This is a genomic window from Photobacterium phosphoreum (assembly GCF_002954725.1).
Lineage (GTDB): Bacteria > Pseudomonadota > Gammaproteobacteria > Enterobacterales > Vibrionaceae > Photobacterium > Photobacterium phosphoreum.
Genome location: NZ_MSCQ01000002.1, coordinates 94,585 through 117,517 on the forward strand (window position 1 = coordinate 94,585; position 22,933 = coordinate 117,517).

The 22,933-nt window shown below is 38.3% G+C and carries 19 protein-coding genes; 13 read left to right on the plus strand and 6 right to left on the minus strand.

Translation table 11 applies throughout. From position 1 onward, the window contains the following. Window positions 1-75: 75 nt before the first annotated feature. Window positions 76-519: an Hsp20 family protein gene (locus tag BTO21_RS12585; protein ID WP_045028746.1), complete on the minus strand. Its 444-nt coding sequence runs from the start codon at window positions 517-519 to the stop codon at window positions 76-78. A 594-nt stretch (window positions 520-1,113) separates the two neighbouring features. On the opposite strand from BTO21_RS12585, the gene BTO21_RS12590 reads away from it, so the two are divergent. The 4 genes from BTO21_RS12590 to BTO21_RS12605 all read left to right on the plus strand — a co-directional run bounded on the left by BTO21_RS12590 (window position 1,114) and on the right by BTO21_RS12605 (window position 8,195). Further along, complete coding sequence (locus BTO21_RS12590) at window positions 1,114-3,000, plus strand: DUF294 nucleotidyltransferase-like domain-containing protein (protein WP_045028744.1); 1,887 nt, start codon at window positions 1,114-1,116, stop codon at window positions 2,998-3,000. Further along, the gene (locus BTO21_RS12595; protein ID WP_052672636.1) at window positions 3,000-3,749 is read left to right on the plus strand and encodes an exonuclease domain-containing protein; all 750 of its coding nucleotides are present in this window, start codon (window positions 3,000-3,002) and stop codon (window positions 3,747-3,749) included. The genes BTO21_RS12590 and BTO21_RS12595 overlap by 1 nt, the downstream gene beginning before the upstream one ends. 111 nt (window positions 3,750-3,860) lie before the next feature. Continuing rightward, entirely contained in the window at window positions 3,861-5,069 is a 1,209-nt protein-coding gene (locus tag BTO21_RS12600; RefSeq protein WP_045028743.1) for an efflux RND transporter periplasmic adaptor subunit, read from the plus strand. A 3-nt stretch (window positions 5,070-5,072) separates the two neighbouring features. After that, window positions 5,073-8,195: an efflux RND transporter permease subunit gene (locus BTO21_RS12605; protein WP_045028741.1), complete on the plus strand. Its 3,123-nt coding sequence runs from the start codon at window positions 5,073-5,075 to the stop codon at window positions 8,193-8,195. Window positions 8,196-8,200: 5 nt separating this feature from the next. On the opposite strand, the gene BTO21_RS12610 is transcribed toward BTO21_RS12605, so the two are convergent. From BTO21_RS12610 to BTO21_RS12620, 3 genes are all read right to left on the minus strand, one after another. Next, window positions 8,201-9,304: a YadA-like family protein gene (locus BTO21_RS12610; protein ID WP_045028740.1), complete on the minus strand. Its 1,104-nt coding sequence runs from the start codon at window positions 9,302-9,304 to the stop codon at window positions 8,201-8,203. Between the two features lie 434 nt (window positions 9,305-9,738). Next, entirely contained in the window at window positions 9,739-10,101 is a 363-nt protein-coding gene (locus BTO21_RS20170) for a hypothetical protein (protein WP_181314261.1), read from the minus strand. Between the two features lie 140 nt (window positions 10,102-10,241). Beyond that, window positions 10,242-10,484, minus strand: a complete 243-nt coding sequence (locus BTO21_RS12620) for a hypothetical protein (protein ID WP_045028738.1) — start codon at window positions 10,482-10,484, stop codon at window positions 10,242-10,244. A 287-nt stretch (window positions 10,485-10,771) separates the two neighbouring features. Here BTO21_RS12620 and BTO21_RS12625 point away from each other — a divergent pair, with 287 nt between their 5' ends. From BTO21_RS12625 to BTO21_RS12640, 4 genes are all read left to right on the plus strand, one after another. Then, window positions 10,772-11,527: a ZIP family metal transporter gene (locus BTO21_RS12625; protein WP_045028737.1), complete on the plus strand. Its 756-nt coding sequence runs from the start codon at window positions 10,772-10,774 to the stop codon at window positions 11,525-11,527. A 245-nt stretch (window positions 11,528-11,772) separates the two neighbouring features. Then, window positions 11,773-12,501 carry a nicotinamide riboside transporter PnuC gene (pnuC, locus tag BTO21_RS12630; protein WP_045028735.1) on the plus strand — a complete coding sequence of 243 codons (729 nt, stop codon included), beginning with the start codon at window positions 11,773-11,775 and terminating at the stop codon, window positions 12,499-12,501. Further along, entirely contained in the window at window positions 12,498-13,232 is a 735-nt protein-coding gene (locus tag BTO21_RS12635; protein WP_105026839.1) for a nucleoside phosphorylase, read from the plus strand. The genes pnuC and BTO21_RS12635 overlap by 4 nt, the downstream gene beginning before the upstream one ends. A gap of 134 nt (window positions 13,233-13,366) precedes the next feature. Further along, complete coding sequence (locus BTO21_RS12640; RefSeq protein ID WP_045028734.1) at window positions 13,367-14,062, plus strand: Crp/Fnr family transcriptional regulator; 696 nt, start codon at window positions 13,367-13,369, stop codon at window positions 14,060-14,062. Window positions 14,063-14,187: 125 nt separating this feature from the next. On the opposite strand, the gene BTO21_RS12645 is transcribed toward BTO21_RS12640, so the two are convergent. Then, window positions 14,188-16,293 (minus strand): S9 family peptidase, encoded by a 2,106-nt coding sequence (locus tag BTO21_RS12645; RefSeq protein ID WP_082056829.1) that lies wholly within the window; start codon window positions 16,291-16,293, stop codon window positions 14,188-14,190. A gap of 386 nt (window positions 16,294-16,679) precedes the next feature. Between BTO21_RS12645 and BTO21_RS12650 the strand changes: the two genes are divergently transcribed. The 4 genes from BTO21_RS12650 (at window position 16,680) to BTO21_RS12665 (ending at window position 20,115) form a co-directional block, all read left to right on the plus strand. Beyond that, window positions 16,680-17,198, plus strand: a complete 519-nt coding sequence (locus tag BTO21_RS12650; protein ID WP_045028732.1) for a hypothetical protein — start codon at window positions 16,680-16,682, stop codon at window positions 17,196-17,198. A gap of 157 nt (window positions 17,199-17,355) precedes the next feature. Beyond that, window positions 17,356-18,981, plus strand: coding sequence for a sulfatase (locus tag BTO21_RS12655; protein ID WP_052672635.1), 1,626 nt, complete (start codon window positions 17,356-17,358; stop codon window positions 18,979-18,981). A gap of 178 nt (window positions 18,982-19,159) precedes the next feature. Next, window positions 19,160-19,609, plus strand: coding sequence for a YbbD-related protein (locus BTO21_RS12660; RefSeq protein ID WP_128973074.1), 450 nt, complete (start codon window positions 19,160-19,162; stop codon window positions 19,607-19,609). Between the two features lie 41 nt (window positions 19,610-19,650). Then, window positions 19,651-20,115: a hypothetical protein gene (locus BTO21_RS12665; protein ID WP_052672634.1), complete on the plus strand. Its 465-nt coding sequence runs from the start codon at window positions 19,651-19,653 to the stop codon at window positions 20,113-20,115. 496 nt (window positions 20,116-20,611) lie between these two features. Here the strand turns inward: BTO21_RS12665 and BTO21_RS12670 are convergent, their stop codons facing one another. Next, window positions 20,612-21,280, minus strand: coding sequence for a YadA-like family protein (locus tag BTO21_RS12670; RefSeq protein WP_128973073.1), 669 nt, complete (start codon window positions 21,278-21,280; stop codon window positions 20,612-20,614). 355 nt (window positions 21,281-21,635) lie between these two features. Between BTO21_RS12670 and BTO21_RS12675 the strand changes: the two genes are divergently transcribed. Then, window positions 21,636-22,646, plus strand: a complete 1,011-nt coding sequence (locus tag BTO21_RS12675) for a transposase (protein WP_105026840.1) — start codon at window positions 21,636-21,638, stop codon at window positions 22,644-22,646. Window positions 22,647-22,933 lie beyond the last annotated feature (287 nt).

A 22,933-nucleotide genomic window follows, 5' to 3' on the forward strand; every position in this document is an offset into this window, starting at 1 on the left:
TGGCCAATAATGGCATGATTAAAGAGGCTAATAGCTCAACGTTATTACGAGAGGAGCACATACAACTGGTGAGGTTTACTCGGCAGTTGGCGCTACTGATGCTGATTGACCAATTGCAATTTTACGTGGTTGCATCGCTTCTGGTACTTCACGGAAAAGGTCAATATGTAACAGACCATTTTCGAGATTAGCACCCACAACGCTTACGTAATCAGCAAGTTGGAATTTACGTTCAAAGTTACGCTCAGCAATACCCTGGTAAATAAAGTTCTTGTCTTCTTCTGGTGCACGAGTACCAGTAACAACAAGCATATTCTCGTTTTGAGTAAGATCTAAACGCTCTTCAGAGAAACCAGCAACTGCCATAGTAATACGGTAGTTGTTCTCATCCGTTTGTTCGATATTGTACGGTGGGTATCCCGCAGCTTGGGTTTTAGTATTGCTTGCTTCAACAAGGTTAAATAAGCGATCAAAACCAATAGCATGGCGGTATAGGGGAGTGAAATCTACATTACGCATAAAAACTATCCTCAATAATAAGCAATAGTCTTAGTTGATTGTTAAGTGTGTCGTTATCGACAGGGCGACTTAACAGCTAACTAAGTGAATCAAGTCGTTATAGAATCTTGATTCGAGATATAAGTGCTAATAAGGTATTCCCTAATAAGGCGAATCTTAGTAGCGGTTTGAACTCCATCTGGCAGTTCATGTAATTAATATATGCTTCCGGTGATTGTTCGTCAATGATTTTTGATTAGTTTTTCTAATGTTTTTTGGTGGGAATCACTAACGCACTGATTTTAAAAAAGTATATGCACTAAAAAATTGTACTGTGTTTTATTAAGCATAGGTGTGGGTTGATAATCAATCGACATTCCACCGTATTTTAATGCTTCTTTATATCCTTCTTTATTTATAGATGAGGGCAAAAAATGCCTTTTCAAGCGTTAGAAGCATAGAAATTGTGATGCAGAGTGCTGCGATGGCATTTCTGTGGGCTTTGTTACAGTAATAATAATGCAAGCATGATAAAAGCACTTAATAGCAATGTTATCAACTGGTTAATGATGCTTTCTTTAACTTTGCAATGCAGTAATACGAGTGATTAATGATATGTCTGAAACCTTGATTCCTAATATTGTTGAATTTATGGGGGCGGTAGATCCGTTTGATAAGCTCAACCCTAAAACATTACGTGATGTCGCGGGGATGATCACCATTCGCTATTTTGGTAAGGGTGAGGTGATTGATTTACAAGAGTGTGATCAACTGTATTTATTGCGAACCGGGGCTGTTGAGCAACGTAATCTTGATGGTACGTTACGCGCAAAATTAGCCGCAGAAGACTTTTTTGGCTTTTCTCGATTAGCACAAGTTGATACTGAGGCTGCTAGTGATCCTTATACCATTACAGTTATCGAAGATGCCTTGATTTATTGTTTACCGATTAATGCGTTATTACTAAAGTTAAAACATCAACCTGATGCTTTAGCGCATTTTGCATTACATGCGCAAAGTCGACTCCAGAGTGGATTAAATGTGGTGTGGTCACAGCATGAAAAAGGGTTGTTTTTTAAACCGATTATAGACGTGCTTAATCCACAAATAGTGTTAGTTGAAAGTACTCAAACCATTCAAAATGTTGCAACGGCGATGCGGGTGAATGCAAATTCATCTTGTGCCTTTATTATGCATAACAATGATTTTATTGGATTAATTACTGATAAAGACATGACTAAGCGTGTCGTTGCTGATGGTATACCGATTACTGAAATGATCACCTCTGTCATGACTGAAAAGCCTTATACCGTAAACTGTGATGACTTAGTGATCAAAGCCGCTGCATTAATGATGCAACATGGCATCAAAAATATTCCAGTGGTCGATAACGGGGTGCCAATTGGCGTTATTACGCCATCAGATTTAGTCCAAAATCATCGTATTCAAGCGATCTTTTTAATCGATAAAATTAATAAGATTGAACGATTAGAACAGCTCGCTGCATTTACAATTGAACGACAAGCCATTTTTGAAGCATTAGTTGAAGCGAAAGTGGCGATTAACGTGATTGGGCAAGTGATGGCAATGATTATGGATGCTTATAATCGCCGTTTAGTAGTGATAGCTAAAGCTTATTTAGGCACTGTTCCTTGTGATTATTGCTGGATAGTGGCGGGCTCTCATGCTCGGAATGAAGTGCATATGCTTTCTGATCAAGATCATGGCTTGATTTTAGCGGATAACGCTACCGATGCTGATAAGGCCTACTTTCATCATTTAGCGATGTATGTCAGCAAAGGGATGGCGCTGTGTGGCTACGAGTTATGCAGTGGGCGTTTTATGGCGGTAACCCATAAGTGGTGCCAGCCATTAGCGGTGTGGCAAGCGTATTATCAAAAGTGGGCGCTTAATCCTGAATATGATTTATTGCTTGAAATGAGTGTTTTTCTCGATAGTCGCTATATCGCAGGAAACCCACAGTTAGCTAATGAGTTACAAGCATGTATGTGTCAGCAATTGGTTAACAATGCACGGCTAATATCAGCGTTAGCCCGCAATGCATTAGTACAAAAGCCACCGCTGAGTATTTTTAGAAATTGGGTCTTAGTGAAAGAAGGTGAAAATGCCAATACCCTTGATATTAAAACAGCCGCATTGAGTATTATTGTCAACCTAGTTCGCGTGCAATATTTGCAGCTTGCATCACGATTATTTAGCCGCGATGCAACGGTAGTCTATAAAACCAATACCGAAGAAAGATTACAATTACTATTAGATCATAAGGTAATTAACGAAGCGACGTTTAAAGACTTAATCGGGGCGTTTCAATTTATCACTCAGATCCGTTATAGCCATCAACTTCAAGCATTACAGCAAGGTAAAATTCCTAATAATCACATTAATCCTAATGCGTTTAATAGTTTTGAACGAACACATTTGCGTGAAACCTTTAAGCTAATTGCGAGTTATCAAGAAATAATGAAGATGAAGTATTGCTAATGGTGAACAAGAATCCAACTTTTTCTAATTTTCATTGGCGACGGTGGTGGCAACGTTTATGTAAGCGTCATTTATGTGATTTACAGGAACGGAGAATCATTTTATTACAGCAACATCCTGATTTACCACTACCGATTAGAGCCTTATTCAGTGCGCCGCTACCACAGCCGTCAACCTTGATTAACCAATGGCCATTACTCGCGCTTGATTTTGAAACCACCGGCTTTGATGCCCAGCAAGATCAGATATTATCGGTGGGTTATGTTGCTATGACAGCGAATGCGATTGATATGAGTACTTGCGTCAGCGAATTTGTTAACTCTGATGCGATCATTAACCCCAATAGTGCAGTCATTAATCATATTGATCATGCAATGTTATTACAGGGATTAGCTTTAGATGAGGTGATGATACCAATGTTGGTCGCTTTAACGGGAAAAATCGGTGTTGCTCATGGTTGTTTTATGGAGCAAGGTTTTATTGGTGCTTATTTACAGCATAAATATCAACTTAACGATTGTCCTTTGCTGTGGTTAGATACACTACCGTTATATCAGTCTTTATATAGCAACCAAATATCGCCCCATGATGCACGGCTAGGAGCGGCTCGTCAGCGTGTAGGTTTACCTGAATATCAGGCACACCATGCATTATTTGATGCTGTTGCCTGTGGTGAACTGTTAATGGTACTCATCCATAAAATTTATGGTAATAATAAACCTAATGTAGAGCAGCTGCTGAAACGATAATTATGCCATTATCACTTAATTAAATTTATACACCTCACACTTTACATACATGCTCTACACTGAAATTAAAGCGATATTTCGTTTTGGTTTGCTAGTAAGGGATTGGATAGCATGAGTGTTTTTATCCGGCGTTATTTACCGGTGGTGATTTTATTGCTGTTTGCGGGGTTATCAGCAGGATTATTATTAAATCGCCCTCAACCCCAACAAAAAATCGTCGAAACGATGGTGCCAGTGCTTGAAGTCGTGCAGGTTAAAAAGCAGCAGTTAGCGTTTAATGTAAATGCTTATGGCATGGTAAAACCGAAGCATCAGGCAGAGTTAGTCACACAAGTAAGCGGTATTGTTAATCGTTTAGCGCCTGCTTTTGCTGTTGGTCAATTTGTACAAAAAGACGATGTGTTAGCGTACTTAGATGACGATGATTATCATGCTGATCTTGCTCAAGCGCAGGCAACATTAGCGCAAGCGAAAGCATTATTAGAACAAGAAATTGCGCGGGGTATTGTTGCTAAAAAAACCTTACGTCATGTAGCCACTACTAAACAGTCCGCTTTAGGATTACGTATTCCTCAACGCAAACAACAACAAGCAAATGTTAATTTTGCCAAAGCTGCGTTAGCCCGTGCACAACGCAATGTCGATCGTACTATCATTACAGCACCATTTGATGGGTTAATTACCGAAAAACACATTAACGTTGGTAGTCATGTCAATATCGGTGAGCAATTAGGGCATATATACGGTACTGATATTGCTCGTATTCGTCTGCCTGTAACGCCCCGAAGCTTTTCATTTATAGATCAAAATCCGCTTAATACAACCGTCGTTCTATCCAATGAGCGTCATGGTCAAGCTTTACAGCATTGGACGGCACGCTTTATCGGTACAGAAGGGATCATTGACCCGCAAACGCGCATGGTTTATCTCATTGTTGATGTGATTGATCCTTATCAATTGCGATTATCAGAGCAACAACGCACTGATGTATTAAATTTTGGTACTTTTGTCACCGCGAAAATTGCAGCAAAACCCATTGCGAATGCCATTAAGTTACAACGTCATATGGTTAGGGATAATCATGTCGTATTGGTTGATGCCAATGGGGTGACGCAAATGCGCAAAGTGGTGATTGCGCGGATGGATCTTGAGCATGTTTATATTCGCGCGGGTTTAGATGAGGGTGAGTTGGTGTCGTTAACGTGGCCTGATAATCATTTAGAAGGGACTGTAGTAACAACGGTATTAATGTCACCTAAATCAATCGGGCCACCGGTACTCACGGTCATTCCTTCTAAAGTTGCTGATAGCGGAGAGTAATGAATGGAATCATCGGGGATCATTGCTTGGTTTACGCGTAATCATGTTGCCGCTAATTTATTGATGTTGATAGTGATGATTGGAGGGTTATTTTCAGTCAGCCTGATTAATAAAGAGATATTTCCTACCTTTGGTACCAATAAAATCACGATCAGTAGTCAATATACAGGGGCAGCGGCAGCGGATGTTGAACAAGGGATCATTGTTAAGATTGAGCAAGCGGTTGATGATATTGCTGATGTTAAACGCGTTACTGCGATTGCGAATCAAGGTACGGGTATTGTAACGCTTGAACTCAATAATGATGCCGATCTTGATAAGATATTAGATGAAGTAAAACAACGTGTTGATGCGATTACTACCTTTCCTGCTCAAATGGAACCCCCATTGATCCAGCGGGCAGAGTTTATGAGCAACGTGATGTTTTTATCGTTATATGGCGAACTCAGTGATCAGCAACTTAAACGCTATGCTCAAGTTGTTAAAGATGAAATTATTCAGCAAACCAGCGCTACCGCAGTGACTGTGAGTGGGGTTAAAAATGATGAAATTGCGATTGAAATATCATCTCAACAATTACGTAATCATAATTTAACCATTAAGCAAGTTGCACGCGCATTACAGCAACGATCATTAGATTTACCTGCGGGTGCAATAAAAGCTCAAGATGGTGATGTATTAGTACGTACCACAGAACAACTTTATCAAGGCGATCAATTTGCTAATATCGTATTACGCACTAATGCTGATGGGAGCCGACTTCGCTTATCAGATATCGCAACTATAACTGACGGTTTTGTTGAACAATCAGTGCTTAACCGATTTAATCAACAACGTGCAGCCGTTATACGAATCAGTAACCTACCTAATCAAGATGCAACGTTAATATCACAGCAAATCAGTGATTATGTGACGAATAAAAAAGCACAATTGCCTGCTGGAATATATATTGATCAATGGGCTGATATGTCGCATTACCTTGAAGGCCGACTCAATATGATGTTGTCTAATATGGTATATGGCGGGTTGTTAGTCTTTATTATTCTCGCTCTATTTTTAGAAGTCAGATTAGCATTCTGGGTAATACTTGGATTGCCATTTTGTTTTTTAGGCACACTGCTCTTTATGCCATTAGAGATGATCAATATATCCATTAACTTATTGTCGTTATTTGGTTTTATTTTAGTGTTGGGAATTGTGGTTGATGATGCCATCGTTGTTGGCGAAAGTGTGTATTCTGAAGTTGAGCAGCAAGGACAATCCATTAATACTGTTATTCAAGGTGCCAAACGGGTAGCGATCCCTGCAACGTTTGGGGTATTAACCACCATGGCAGCCTTTGTGCCGATGTTATTGTCAGATACCCCTCGAACTGAATTTTTTAAAGCTATTGGTTGGGTAGTTATTCTATGTTTAACCTTTTCATTGATTGAATCTAAACTGATTTTACCTGCGCATTTAGCGCGATCTCGATTAGTACAACCGCGGCAATGGAATAATCCATTAATGCGGGTTAAGTTGCGGTTTAATCAGGCGGTAAATAGATTTATCGATGTCGATTATCGGCGCTTTATTTCGATGGCAATCGTGCATCGATATAACGTCTTAGCAACGTTTATTGGCGTATTGTGTTTAGCGTTGGCATTAGTGTTCAGTGGACAATTGCGATGGGTGTTTTTCCCTAAATTACCTTCGGATTATATCCAAGTATTAGTCGAGATGAATGATTCTAATTCAATTGCAAATAATATTAAGGTTGCTAATCAATTAGAACAGGCATTATATCAAACAGATAATGACATTTATCAGCAACAGGGAGTACATGTCGTCAAGCATAGTTTTGTTAATATGCGAGACAGTAATGACATGTTTGTACTGGTTGAATTGGAGAAAAGTGAAAGTTTACCAATAACGAGTTTTGATATTTTAGCAAAATGGAAAAGCCATATTCCACCATTGATTGGGGTGAAAACGATCGCTTATGAGGCATCCATTGATCGCCAAAAAAGTGATATTCAATATAGTTTACAAGGTGAAAATGGTGAGCAATTAGTGCAAGCGGCTACGCAATTAAAACAACAACTCGGGGGTTATCAAGGAGTATTTAATATTGAAGATGATTTATCGTCTCCCACACAAGAGATCAATATTAAGCTAACGCCAATCGGAAAATTATTGGGTCTATCGGTAGCTGATCTTACTAATCAAGTTCAGCATGCTTTTCAAGGCATCGAAGTTCAACGTATTTTGCGTAATAACGAAGAAGTTAAAGTCATGGTGCGTTATCCACGAGATGAACGGCGCAGTGTCGGTAACTTGCAAAATATGAAAGTGATATTATCTGATGGTAGTTTGGTACCATTTTCAGAAGTGGCAACGATTAATTTTATTTCCGCGTTAAATAGTATTAATCGGGTAGATAAACGCCGCACGCTGGTGGTCAGTGCGAATGTGCACAAAGATAAAGCTTCTCCCTCTGAAATATATACCATTATCAATAATGATTATCTCCCTTTATTACGCCAGCAATATCCGACAGTGAAAATTCAATTAGATGGGCAGGCTAAAGAAGAGCGTGAAACCAAAGGTAGTTTAATTCGTGATGCGGTATTGGCTTTGGTTGCTATTTTTGCATTAATGGCGATTCCACTACGATCATACAGCCAGCCATTGATTATTATGTCGGTGATCCCATTTGGTATTATTGGTGCGATTGCAGGGCATTATTTTGCAGATATTTCGCTTAATCTTTTAAGTGTATTTGGAATATTGGCATTGTCAGGGGTCGTGGTGAATGATTCATTAGTATTAGTTGTGTTTATTAATCGCGCCTTAGCTCAAGGTGTACCACTTTATGAGGCAGTGACGGAAGCAGGGTGTCGTCGTTTTCGGGCGATTGTCTTAACTTCGCTAACGACATTCTTTGGTTTAGCACCTATTTTACTTGAAACGAGTTTGCAGGCACAAATTGTGATCCCGATGGCAACATCGCTTGCGTTTGGGATCTTATTCGCAACCGTTGTTACCTTAATATTAGTGCCTGCATTGTATTTAATCTTGAATGATATTAAACAAGGTTATCGACGTTTCTTTGATTATTGGTGGCGACCACAACGTGATGAATAAAATGTTTAGAAGCCGAAACCAAAACCTGCCGCAATACCAGTGTCATGCTGGCTATCATCAGATGCTGCTAATGTAATAATAGCGTGTTGACCAATGTCGAATTTTCCCCCAATTGCCATTGCTGATTGGTTGCCATAATTAGCAGCACCCATACCAATAGTATAGTGGTAGCCTTGTCGCATAGGGATCGAAGTCATTGCCATTGCACTTGCAATACCAGCATTGGCTTGGCTATGTACTTTTTCAATACTATGAGTAAGTAAATTTACTTTTTGATCAGTGTATTTATTTGCCGATGATAGCGCTGTCATTGATTGGTGATCAGTATACATTTTTGCGCTGTGTAGCGTGGCAGTATTTTGTTGTGCGATGTAAGTTTTTGCTTGAGTGATTGCCGCTTTTTTTTGTTGTTGAGTATAAGTATGTGTTTGATCTATTTGCTGATGTAATTGACTCATGTTAACGGCATCAGTACTTGCTTGACCATTGGCAACATATTCTAAACGGCGTTGAGTTTTCGCATTACCAAAAGATACTTGACCGTCATGTGATTGTGATCCATTACCAATAGCAATTGAGTTTTTACCTGTTGCTTGAGTATGATCACCCAAAGCAATGGTAGTTGCATTTGCTGTCGCAGCACGTCCGATCGCAATAGCATTATCACCCTTCGTTATAGAGCTATCTCCCATAGCAATGGCATTAGAGCCTGTTGCCTTGGACTCTGCTCCTATCGCAATAGAACGGTAACCATTTGCTGTTGCACCAGAGCCAAATGCAGAAGCGGCATGACCATTAGTTTTAGCACGAGAGCCGATTGCAGTACTTTGGATCCCTGCTGCTGATGCGCCAGCGCCAAATACAGCAGCACTGTTACTATTTGCAGCAGCATTAGTACCGATTGCAATAGATTGGTTATGTGTACTTGATGCGGCAGCACCAATGGCAATCGCTGAATCTTTCCCTGAGTCTGTTTTTGCTTGATAGCCAAGAGTAATATTATGAGACAAAATGTTTGATGGGCTATGGGTGTTGATAGGTGACGCGTATGTTATTGTTGATGTGGATAATATTGCAATTATAGCACACGTTTTTTTACAGCTATTCATGATTAATTCCATATGAAACAAATGCCAATGATATTTATTTTGTATGGAAAAGTTAAATGTATAAATAGAATTATATTTACCATTTTTTTGATAATTATAACTATTATCAAGTGGATATTTTTAATATAGAAACTAAGTGAAAAAATGTATTTATTATGAATAAAGTCAAAAAAGATGATTATATTTCATACTCGATATAAATTATTTATCGTAACGATAAATAAAATTAATTTGAGTTTTTAGTTGTTTAGAGTTAAAGATCTAGTTTATAAATTTCAATTATTTTAGTTATCTATTGTACTGGTTATACCTGTATTTGCTTGATCTTGAACTTTTTCAATATCATGGATAAGTAAATTAACTTTTTGAACTGTATATTTATTTGTAGCTAATAGCTGTAATTATTAGAATAAATATTCATTTCTATTTTTTGATTATTTAGCTATCAAAGTAGTTGATTGTTTTGTCTTTGTGGTGGTTTTGTCTATTAGCTTAGTCTTATTTTTATTTGATAAGCACTCACTATAATCGTGAAAGCCTTTCTGTTGGCATTCAATAACGTTTTTTTTCATTTTTTCTAGTTGTTGTCGGTTACGTACAGAATAGATATTTCCATTAGTACAGCTTATTGAAATAATACCATTAGGTTCGAATTTATATCCCTCAACGTCACTACCACAAGGATTAAAGTCAACGCCTGCTTTTACGCTTACTTTGATTGGAATTATTCGTACACTTTCGGTTACGCATCCAACTAATAGCAGTGAAAATAGACATGTGATAATAAATTGTTTCATATAATGAGTGGATATTTAACGTAAGAAAAAAGAGAAATGTATTATAAATGAAAAAAAAAAGGATATCTTGCTGTAAATAAGTATGGCGTTATAAACATGCGAATATAATCATTCGCACGTTTAGATTACAGTAATGGGGATTATTCTTCTTCACCATTGATAATAGTCACAGGACCATAATAGTGGTGGTGGTGGTGAATTGTATGATGATGATGGTGAGTTTCTTTATGTGCAGCACCGACACCGCCATGAATATGATGACCGTGTGATGGCTCGTGATCACGGTATTGTTGATGATCTTTATCATGTTTATGTTTTGGATCATCAGAGTAATGGCGTTCCATTGTCTCGTGTGTTGATTCTTTTGTTTTTTGAGTAGCCATATAATGCCTTTATTTATGATATATCGGGACTCAGTAAGCGTAGTCTATTATTTGAAATAAATGAGAATATAGTGCCATTTTTTATAAAGTAGAGAATTATAGTGATGAGATTATTTTTAACTTTATGATTATATAGGGTTTAATTTTTTATGATGATTATTAAGATAGTTAAATCTATCAATAATTAATATTGTTGCTATATGGAATTAATGTTTTACATTCAAATCGTTCGCAGAGTAATCCCGTAAGTGCTATAAAGTCAGCTGTTTAACGATGCGGAATACAACATGAATCTCGACGAATTTAAAATATTATCAGTAGTGCTTATTTTTGTGACTACTGTTCTTGCTGGCTTGTATCCGTTTATTCGAAAATTTAAAACGACCCGACCTTTAGAATCACCTGCTGCCGAAGCTTTAGCCTCTGGCGTCTTTCTTGGTGCCGGTTTAATTCATATGTTGGGTGACGCCTCACAATCGTTCTTAGATCATGGTATTGAGTATCCTATTGCCTTCGTATTAGCGGGCTGTGTATTTTTACTCTTATTGTGGTTTGAACACCTCGGTCGTCGTTTAGATGAGCATGGTGATAGTAATAGCCCTGCATTTGCTGTTTTAGCGATGATTATTTTATCTATTCATTCATTACTTGCGGGTACGGTATTAGGGTTAAGTGGCTCTATTACTATGATGGTGATGATCCTCATTGCTATTCTAGCGCATAAATGGGCAGCGAGTTTTTCACTGGCAGTGCAATTAAGTAAAAGTCGACTGTCATTACGTCAATCGGTATTAATGTTTGCGCTATTTACCTTGATGTTGCCGCTTGGGGTTGCGTTAGGCTCCGGCGTTTTAGAATACACCAGCAGTTATCCGTTATTAGAACCGATATTTTATTCATTAGCCGCTGGGACATTCTTGTATCTCGGTACATTGCATGGCTTGAAACAATCAACCATGGTCGATAAGTGCTGTGATTTAAAGAACTTTACCTTTGTTGTTATCGGATTTGCGCTAATGGCTGTGGTCGCTATTTGGACTTGATTTTTTCACCACTATAATATCTTATCTTATTGTCCGCGTTAGTTCCTTTTAGCTAACGCGGAACAGCCTTTTCTGAGCAATAATCCTACTGTTATTAAATAATTACGTACTTGAGTGAAAAACTGATGTGCTAATTATTCAAAAGTTGATCCCCCTCACGAGCAATGGGACAAATGTCCTCATCTTAGATAAATATACCTTTTACAATTGCTTCAAATTATTAATAAGAACAAAAGGATTAACGGATGAACTTTCTTGCTTGGTTTGATATCAATAACACCCTTGTTAATTTCCCCATTGGTGACGGCTATGCAATGTCATGGATTGAAGCCATTGGTACTGTCTTTGGTCTGCTATGTATTTGGTTTGCCAGTAAAGAAAAAACCATAAATTTCTTTTTTGGTCTTATTAATGTCACCTTATTTTGTATTATTTTCTTCCAAATTCAATTGTATGGATTGTTGCTACTACAAGTGTTTTTCTTTGTTGCCAATGTTTATGGGTGGTTTGCATGGACAAGACCAACCAGTGAGGGTGATAACTTAGAAGTTCGGTGGTTAAGTAAGCAAAAATTAGCTATGACAGTGACGTTAAGTGTGATTGCTATTGGGTTGCTAACGGTTTATATCAACCCTGTGTTTTTTGCTTTAGCTAATTTAGCGGTAGATGTGTTAAATGTTTTCGGTGCTAATTTAGCGGCTCCAACATTACAACCTGGCGCGTTCCCATTTTGGGATGCAACCATGACCGTACTGTCTATTGTTGCTCAAATTCTGATGACACGTAAGTATGTTGAAAATTGGATTGTGTGGGTGATTATTAACATCATCAGTGTCGGTTTATATGCCGCACAAGGTGTGTATGCACTTTCTATTCAGTATGCGATTCTGCTCTTTGTTGCTGCGAATGGCGCCCGTTGCTGGATTGCAATTGCTAACAGAAATAAACCACAAGCTAAGAAGGTTATCGCATGAATCAGCAACCACACTTATTAATCAGCCACGGTCAGATTGCCACTGGTATTTTAGTCTGCGGTGAGCCAGATAGGGTTAATCGCATTGCAGAACGTTTCTTAACAAATAGTGTGTTAATTGCTGAAAATCGTGAATACCGTATCATTAATGGCGACTATCAGGGTAATCCCGTTACATTGTGTAGTACGGGGATGGGCGCACCATCAATGATTATTGCTTTAGAAGAACTCAAACGCTGTGGCGCTGAATATATTATCCGTGTTGGCTCAGCAGGGGCACTGCAATCAAATATTGGTTTAGGTGAACTCATTGTTGCCGAAGGTGCGGTGAGAGATGAAGGTGGCTCTAAAGCGTATATTCCAAGTGAATTTCCGGCCATTGCTGATCATCAATTGGTTCACTTATTAAAAACAGATTTATCGCAACAGAATATTAACTATCATAGTGGCATTGTACGTTCTCACGATAGTTTTTATACCGATGAAGAAGATAATATTTGTGAATATTGGCATAAAAAAGGCGTATTAGGGGCTGATATGGAGACTTCTGCCTTATTAACTGTGGGTCGTTTACGTCAACTAAAAACAGCCGCAATTTTGAATAACGTGGTGCTTTATCAACAGAATGTAAGTGAAGGGATTAGTGCTTATGTTAATGAAGCTGAAGATATGATTAAAGGGGAACAGTTAGCTGCTCATACTGCGTTGAATGCCCTTATTAAAGTTGTTTAAGTCTATTTAATCACCAAATTAATAGCCCGATTTTTATAAATTGGGCTATTTTAATGCACACTATCAATTCCCCCTATTCAGTACCATAAAAACCCGCTATCTTGAGTTGAAATGAAATAACAGTGATATGTACAATGCAATTGACTCCTTCGCCCTCAAACCGTTTTAGTGATTACCTAACCCAGCATTATGCAAGCTTTCGTCAAGCATTATATAGCTGTCAAATTGGCAGTAAACGCTATCAAATTGGCGATGCTATCATGCAACAAGGGCAAGCGATCACTCAGTTGATGATTGTGCCTGTTGGACGAGTATCGATGTATATCTGTGCCGTTAATGGTCGCCGTTTTCAATTAGGGGAGATGGACTGTAACTATAATATCTTTGGTGAAATGGAGTTCTTTACTAAAACGCCATGCCAATGGTCGGTTGTTGTTGAAGAAGCGATAGAAATTGACATTCTTGATATGAAAAAAGTAGAGAAATTACTGTTAGAACGCCCTGAATTTAGTTTGTTTTTTGCTTCTGCATTGGCACTTGATTACCAAGATTCACTTGATATTTATACCTACCGTTTATTACATCCCATTACTTATAATATTGCGTTTGATTTACTTCAACACGCCCGTAATTCGATGACCCTTGGACGATTTAATAAAGTAGATAAAGAAGCAGAACGGTTTGGTACATCAAGTCGTGTTTATCGACGCGCATTAAAGACATTGATTCAGCAAGGGTTAGTCGAGAAACAAGGTTCTGAGCTTATTATTGTGGATCTGGCTGGGTTACAGAAGTTTGTGGATCATTTTGAAGATTGTGAATTGTCGTAAGCCGTTTATTAGCTTTTAAAATAACAATGGCGACTGATTAAGCCGCCATTGTTTGCTGTTATTACTTGATATTTATGATTACGCATAATGTTATGCGTTGATAACTTATCACGGCTCAGCTAGATTTATTTCTGTTCAGCCAATAGATCAATAAAGAACGCGTATTCAAGTGCATCTTCATGGAGTGCTTTAAAGCGACCCGATGCACCACCATGGCCTGCTTCCATATCCACTTTAAACAACAGACGGTTATTGTTCGTTTTAATATCACGCAACTTAGCAACCCATTTCATCGGCTCGAAATACTGCACTTGTGAGTCATGTAAACCCGTAGTCACTAATAGGTGAGGGTAGTCATGAGCGGTAATATTATCGTAGGGTGAATAGCTCAACATATAGTCGTAGTATTCTTTGTGGTTTGGATTACCCCATTCATCATACTCGTTAGTTGTCAGCGGAATTGATTCATCGAGCATGGTGGTAACAATATCAACAAACGGTACGTGAGCTGCAACGCCACAGTAAAGCTCAGGGGCTTGGTTGATAATTGCGCCCATTAATAAACCGCCCGCAGAGCCACCAACAGCAAAGATCTTGTCTTTCGCGCCATAGCCTTGCTCGACCAATGAACGTGTTACATCGATAAAATCATTAAAGGTGTTTTGCTTCGTCAGTTTCTTACCATCGTCATACCATGGACGCCCCAACATTTCAGAACCACGAATGTGCGCAATCGCATATACAAAACCGCGATCTAACAAGCTTAAACGGGTTGATGAAAAGCTTGGATCAATGATAGCGCCGTATGATCCATAGCCATATTGATACAACGGGTTAGTGCCATCTTTTTTAAAGCAATCTTTACGGTAAACCAATGATACAGGGACAAATTTACCATCTCGCGCAGGCACCATTATGCGCTCAGAACGGTAATTATTCGCATCAAAATCACCGAGGATTTGAGATTGCTTTAATACTACATTGCTACCATCGCTAAGATTGAAATCGTAGTGAGTGCCAGGGGTGGTCATGCTTGAGTAATACAGACGTAATTTGTCAGTATCAATCTCTTTATTACCGTAAAGGTATAGCGTGAAAGCGTCATCATTGAAGTGCAATTGCTGTTGCTGTTGAGTATGAAGATCACGCACTGTTACGCGAGTTAAGCCATTTTCACGCTGTTGATATACCAGATAATCATTAAAGATCTCGTAATCTTCCAGCATTGCGCCTTCTTGAGCAGGGATCACGTCTTGCCAATGATCTTTATTGCCAATATCGGTAATAGCAACTTTCATTAGGCGGAAATTAACCGCTTTATAGTTGGTTAAAATATAGAACCAGTTATCAAGCTTTGAAATGCTGTATTCCAAACCCACTTCACGATCTAAGAATGAGATCGCTTGCGCATTGGCATCGTTAGCATCAATGAAAGAAACTGAGCTTGTTTCAGTGCTTGAATGCCAGATGTAAACCAGAGAGTTGTCTTTGCTTTTACCGATTGAAGTATAAAAAGTTTGATCGTTTTCTTCAAAGATCAACTGATCGTCAGCTTGGGGTGTGCCTAAGCGGTGACGATAAACCTGATAACCGAGTAAGGTTTGAGGATCTTTGTGAATATAGTAAAACGCTTGGTTATCATTTTGCCAAGCAACAGAGCCACTGGTACCTGTGATTTCATCAGCAAGGTACTGACCTGTCGTAAGATCTTTAATCTTAATGGTGTAAATACGGCGGCTAACGGTGTCTTCACCATAAGCTAATAAATTTTCGTTAAGACTAATACTTAAACTAGAGACATCATAGTAATCATGTTCAGACGCCAGCTGGTTAAGATCGAGCAATATTTGTTTATCAGTGCCTGCAAAATCAGTGGCGCGCACTGAAATGGGGTACTCATTATCACCAGAGACTTCGCTTGAATAGTAATAACTGCTTTGCTTTACAGGAACCGTATTATCATCTTTAACAATACGTCCTTTTAGTTCATCAAATAATGTCTGCTGTAATGCATTAGTGTGTGCCATCACTGCATCAGTATAACTATTTTCAGCATTAAGATGCGCGATGATCTCAGGATCAGTGCGGCTGTCATCTCTCATCCAATAGTAGTCATCAATACGCGTATCATTATGGATGCTCATCTCATGAGGTATTTTCTTGGCAACTGGCGCGATAACCGCCAGAGTGCTGTTGTCATCATGAGGTGTCGCTGATGTTGTGTTGTTCACAGTGTTGTCCTTTTGTGGCTACTGGGTGAGATAAAACCACTCAGTAAACCAATAGATACAGCAATATTATTTGCTTTGATGATAATAATCTTGGGGCTATTGATGGCTTTTTCAATCCTTAGTTTTACAAAATAGAAGGGTTAATGGTAACGCGACCTAATGATGATTATTGATAGCAGAGAGTAGAACCGTAATTGATGTTTGCATTATTGATTTATCTAACTTAAATGATTGGTTTTTATATGATTTATAAAAGAGATTTCTATTTCTATTCTTAACATACAAGAATGAATACAAACAGCTAATTAAGTGTGATCTTTATCGCAAAAGTTATGGGGTGATTATTTATGATCAAAGGAAACCATGATCTAGTTAATTATCATTAAATGAAAAAAAGAACTGTTATTGCTATAGGAATAGTTATTTTATTGGGTGTTGCTGGTGGTCGAGATTTATATACCACCTTTTATCCACAACATATGATAAATATTGATGGTAAGAGATTACATTTAGGGCGAGTATATTCTCAACATTTATTGTTCACTGTCGTGATTACAGGTGATGACGAAACATTATTAACGGTTACCGCACCGATCACAGCGGTTGTTAAGCAGGTAACAGTGAAACTTCAAAATGAAGTCAAAGAAGGTAATCAGTCTCTTCCTGATGGTGAAAAAATGCAGTTAGCGACCGCATATTTTAATACTAATATTACTCTTCATTTATCTACCGTGGTGACTTATAACACTCAGCATTATGCGTCAATCTCAATGCCATTAGAGGCCGTGACTGTAAACTATACCGTTAATGATGAACTGCAATTTAATGACATTATCGAGTTAGTGCAACGTTATCAAAATAAGATCCAACAGATTTTTAATAATGATTATAATTTTATAAATTAAGAGGTTAAAAATAGAATGGTGATAATAAAATGCTATTACTAAAAATGATTACAATCAAATCTGTGATGGTAGGTTGATTCTGGAATTTTATGATTGTTTGTTTTTTAAGACCATAGATACTTTCAGTTACTTTTGATTTAAACCTAAAAGAAATAATATGAAAGTAACTAGACGTTCATTTATCCATTATGCCGCTTCAGCGTCAGTATCTGCTGCTGCATTAACCAGTATGGGAGTTATGGGGCAACCTACAGCACCTAAAAAGAATAATGTGTTGTTTATTGCCATTGATGATCTTAATGATTGGATCGGTGCTTTAGGCGCACATCCACAGGCAAAAACACCCAATATTGATCGTTTGTTTCATCGTTCAACGGCGTTTACTAATGCTCATTGCCAAGTGCCTGTGTGTGGACCTTCGCGTACCGCTTTATTAACAGGGATGAGTCCGACCACAACGGGGTTATACACTAATAAAGAGTTAGGTATCAAACCGTTTTCACCTGTTGCTGAATCTGTTTTAGGCAGTTCTCCCGTCTTACCACAACACTTTAAAAGTAACGGTTATTACACCATGGCATCAGGGAAAATATCCCATCATGGAACGGCGGATTTTCGTCATGCAGAACAGTGGCATGAAGAAGTGCCGTTATATGTTATTGGTCCTCGTGATGCGCATATTTTTGCTAATGGGTACGGCTATGGTTCATATGGTAAAGATGATCATAAATATTATCCATTCCCTGTCGGCGGTGGGCAAATTATTCAATCTGAACACTATGGCCCAGGTACACCGGGAATGTCTTTGTGCAGTGGGGCATTAGAACGGCGTGATATTCCTAATGGTGGTGTTATGCCTGATGAATATTTCGCAGATTGGACTGTTGAACGGTTAAAGAAAACCTATGCTAAGCCGTTTTTTATGGCGTGTGGCTTTATTCGCCCGCATGTGCCTTACACTGCCCCGAAAGAGTATTTTGATTTATTCCCACTTGATGATGTGATTATGCCAGAGACAATAAGCAAAGAAATGGCTGATATTCCTTTATACGGTAAAGCGTTAGCATTGGGGATCATTCCGAATGGTGATGCGGCTGCGGTTGAAAAAATCGATATGCGTAAAGAGTTAGTTCAAGCTTATCTCGCCTGTATTGCTTTTGTTGATGCACAAGTGGGTAAGTTGCTTGATACTCTAGAAGCCAGCCCGCATGCAAATAATACCACCGTCATCTTTTGGGGCGATCACGGCCAGAACTTTGGTGAGCACATGAATTATCGCAAGCAAACCTTATGGGGTGAATCAACGCGAGTGCCATTATTAATCAGCGAAGCAGGGCAGAAGCAAGGTCAAATATGTCGTCAAGCGGTAAGTTTACTTGATGTTTATCCAACTCTGGTTGAGATGTGTGGTTTACCTAAAGTCGTCACTAATGAAGGTATTTCACTGGTGCCGTTACTTCGAAATCCAAACTTTGATCGTAAAATTCCCGTCGTCACTACCTATGGTTATCAATGCCATGCGATTCGTGATCAGCGTTACACCTATATTCGTTACCGTGATGGGGGCGAAGAGCTTTATGATCGCAGCGTTGATGCTGACGAACACCATAACTTAGCCACTGATAACCAATATCAAGCAATTAAAACCAAGCTGGCACAGTGGTTACCTAAAAATGAAGCATTACCGTTTGGTATGAAAGATTTTGATAACGAGGGCGGTGATTTTATTACCAAGATCCTTGCCAAGTTTGAAAATAACGGTATTCCAGCGTACTTGCAATAATTCCAAGTTATGAAAAGCTACAGTGTTGTTAATGCTGTGGCTTTTTATATTCGTCAAAAGAACATATTAATCCTTGGGGGCATATCGATGTGGCTGTTTATTTCTGAATTTATAGCTTAAAGTGTAAATTAGTTTAGAACATTAAGTGCAGTACATGTTATAGCGAGGTTATATGCTAATGAAGACTTTAATAATATCGATACTCTTTATTATTATAGCGACCATCGCCTCTTATGAGTATATTTATTCTTTAGAACAACCAAAGTCATATTTTAAGAATTATGTTTCGTTAGAAAAATCAGGCTTAATTAAAAGAGGCTGGGTTCCAAATTTTATACCGAAAAGCGCAACGTGTATCTATGAACAACATAATCTTGATACTAATTGGGTAAAAATGACATTCAAATTTGATCCAAGTGACACATCATCAATGTCAGCAGCTTGTAGTGTTCAAAAAACCCAAGAGGCCATTATTTATTTATGCAACGATTGGGGAAGTAAAATTAAAATAATCACAAAAAATGGTTATGCTCAATATTCAAATCCAGGAGGATCACAATTAAATCATGAAGATTTTTTCGTGCAATCTCTATGGTATAAAAGTTGTGAAACAATTAAAAGAAAGTAATGCGGGAGAGGAGAATAGAGGAGAATAGGACAGCCATAATTTTGCACATCAACCATAGGGCTGGCGTTACACCATCACTCGAACAGTCTGATTTTACTTCAATTCAGCAGCGTATTCGTGAATATCAGCAAGTTAAAGCCTCTAGTTCAAAGAAAGAGCCATCAAGTGTTAACCAATTTCAATTATTACCTTTTGTTGGTGCTGGTGCTGAGCATCAAACTAAAAAAGCAGGTATAAACTTTGCTTTTGCTGATTATCTCGAACTTATTGACTGGACAGGCCGGTGTATTCGCAATGATAAAAAAGGGTTTATTGCATCTAGCCAACCAAAGATTTTGCAACAATTAGGAATAACAGCAGATGCTTGGCTTGAGCATAGTGAACAGTTTATGGAACGCTATGCTAATGTGAGCGGTAAATGGTCACAGATGTGTGCATTCAAACAACGTATTGGTGGGCAGTGGTGTAAAGGAAAGTCGGCAAGTCACCAGTTACATCCTAATTAAATACGCTTTTTATTTATAGATAAACATACAGCAATAACCGTCAGGGTTGTGGGCGTTGTCGATCTTGAAATATGAAAATAGAACGGATTTAACGATGAATGTAAATAATGAGCTGTAAATTATAGAGTAAAAGAGTCTGTTACCGGTAGAATGGTTTGTTTTTTGGAACTCTATTTAATAACCAAATATTTGGCTGTCCAAAACTATTTGTCCAAAACTATTTTCAATATCATTGAGCAGAATTATCGACTAATCAAGAAAAAAATGGTCAAGAATTAGGTTGAAAATAAAAAGTAGGAGCTTTAGCAACTGTGGCCGGTCAATAAACATGGACGATGATTAAGTGCGGGCAGATTATGGAACATGATTCGTTACCAGCGTGGGAGCGTTTTTACGCACTTGTAGCATAATTGTGTCTAAAATTCAGTGCGTTTGTACTTAATTAAAATCCACCTATAAGGTGGATTTTAATTAAATCAATAACGTAATTTAAATATTAGAATGCGTATTGTGCACCAACACCGCCACTGAAATCAGTTGTAGCACCTGTCGTTTGTGCAATTGTTGTAGAAGATGACCAACCATTACCGAATCCATGAGCAAGGCCGATAGAGATAGCTTGTGAACTGCCAGCAAAACCAGCACCAACACCAATTGCAGTTTTATCACCTGTTACCATTGGACGCGCATTGACGACAGCCTGAGTCATTGCTTGTGTTGCATCAATGCGGTTATTCACTTTGCTGAAACGCTGATTAGTGCTATTCGCAAGATTGCTAATGGCGTCAGTATTAGATTTGATATCTTTGGTGTTAGTTGCGATATTGCCTGTGTTAGTTGCGATGTTGCCTGTGTTGGTATCAATAGCGGCTTTTGCTACTACTAGACCCGCATGATTATCTGCTACACCTGCCGCGTTAGTATCTGAACTAGCTTTGTTAGCCGCTGATGCTTTAGCATTGGTATTAATGTCTTTCATGTCTTTTTGAATACTTGCGTGGTCTTCGCCTCGCATTACGTTAAGACTTTTTATAGACTCACTGTTATTATTAATCACTGTTGCGTTACCAGCTGTCGTAGCTGTTGCTGGATTAATCTCACCCGTTGCCGCCATTGCTGCGCTAGAAATTAATAAACCGCTAATTAATACTACTAAATCCTTCATTGTTATTTTTACTCCCCATTTTTGTAATGTAATTAACGGTAACATAAAGATTACAATACCTCTACTTATTATCACCATGGCGAATACTTATTTAAATTTAATACCTTAAGCGTATGACAAAAGGTTAATATACGCATAAAGTCGTCACCAATAGGTTTTGCAAATTCTTTATTGAATTTTTTTGTCGATAATTTGAATGTTTCACCGCGAAAAAACACATAGGATATCCATAACTTTTACTATGAAGTGATAGTGGGTTATTAAGGTAATAAATAGAATAAATAGGACAGCCATAACTTTGCACATCAACCATTAGTCACTACACTTAAGCTTCAAGTTGCTTATGGTGAAGTGAATGACAACCTCAAGACGAAAATTAATAGAGCCTCAAATAACGCCTTTTTATCATGTGATTAACCGCTGTGTACGTCGCGCGTATTTGTGTGGAGACGATCCATATAATGGTAAAAACTATCACCATCGTCGAGGTTGGATAGTAAATAAAATCAAACAATTAGCCGCTGTATTTTGCATTGATGTGTGCGCTTATGCTGTGATGAGTAACCATTATCATTTGGTGCTAAAAATAGATACCGAGCAACAACAAAAGCTAACCCCTGAAGAGGTAATATCGCGTTGGTTACAGTTATTTAATGGTCATCCTATTGCTGTCGATTTTTTAAAAGAGGGTCAAATCGACTCGGATAAACAACAGGCACTATCAAATTTAGTGGCTGAATGGCAACAACGATTAGGTAGCATTAGCTGGTTTATGCGTTGTCTTAATGAAGAAATAGCACGAAAAGCCAATAAAGAAGATCAATGTAAAGGAGCTTTTTGGGAAGGGCGGTTTAAGTCTCAAGCGCTACTGGATGAACAAGCGTTACTATCTTGCATGATGTATGTTGATTTAAATCCTATTAGGGCTGGCGTTACACCATCATTAGAGCAATCAGATTTTACCTCGATCCAGCAACGTATTCGTGAATATCATCAAGTTAAAGCCTCTAGTTCAAAGAAAGAGCCATCAAATGTTAACCCATTTCAATTATTACCTTTTGTTGGTGCTGAGCATCAAACTAAAAAAGCAGGTATAAACTTTGCTTTTGCTGATTATCTCGAACTTATTGACTGGACAGGCCGATGTATTCGAAATGATAAAAAAGGGTTCATTGTATCTAGCCAACCAAAGATTTTGCAACAATTAGGAATAACAGCAGATGCTTGGCTTGAGCATAGTGAACAGTTTATGGAACGCTATGCTAATGTGAGCGGTAAATGGTTACAGATGTGTGCATTCAAACAACGTATTGGTGGACAGTGGTGCAAAGGAAAGTCGGCGAGTCACCAGTTACATCCTAATTAAATACGCTTTTTATTTATAGATAAACATACTGCAATAACCGTCAGGATTGTGGGCATTGTTGATCCTGAAATATAGGGATGTGACAGATTTAGCGAAGAATTTAAATAATAGGGTGTAATTTTTACAGTAAAAGAGTTTGTTACCGGTGGAATGGTTTGTTTTTTAGAGGCTCTATTTAATAATAAAATATTTGGCTGTCCTGTATTCCATGTCTGTATTCCGCTGTATTCCGCTGTATTCCGGTTCACTGGTATTCCCCGCTGTATTCCGCATTCCCTAACATATAA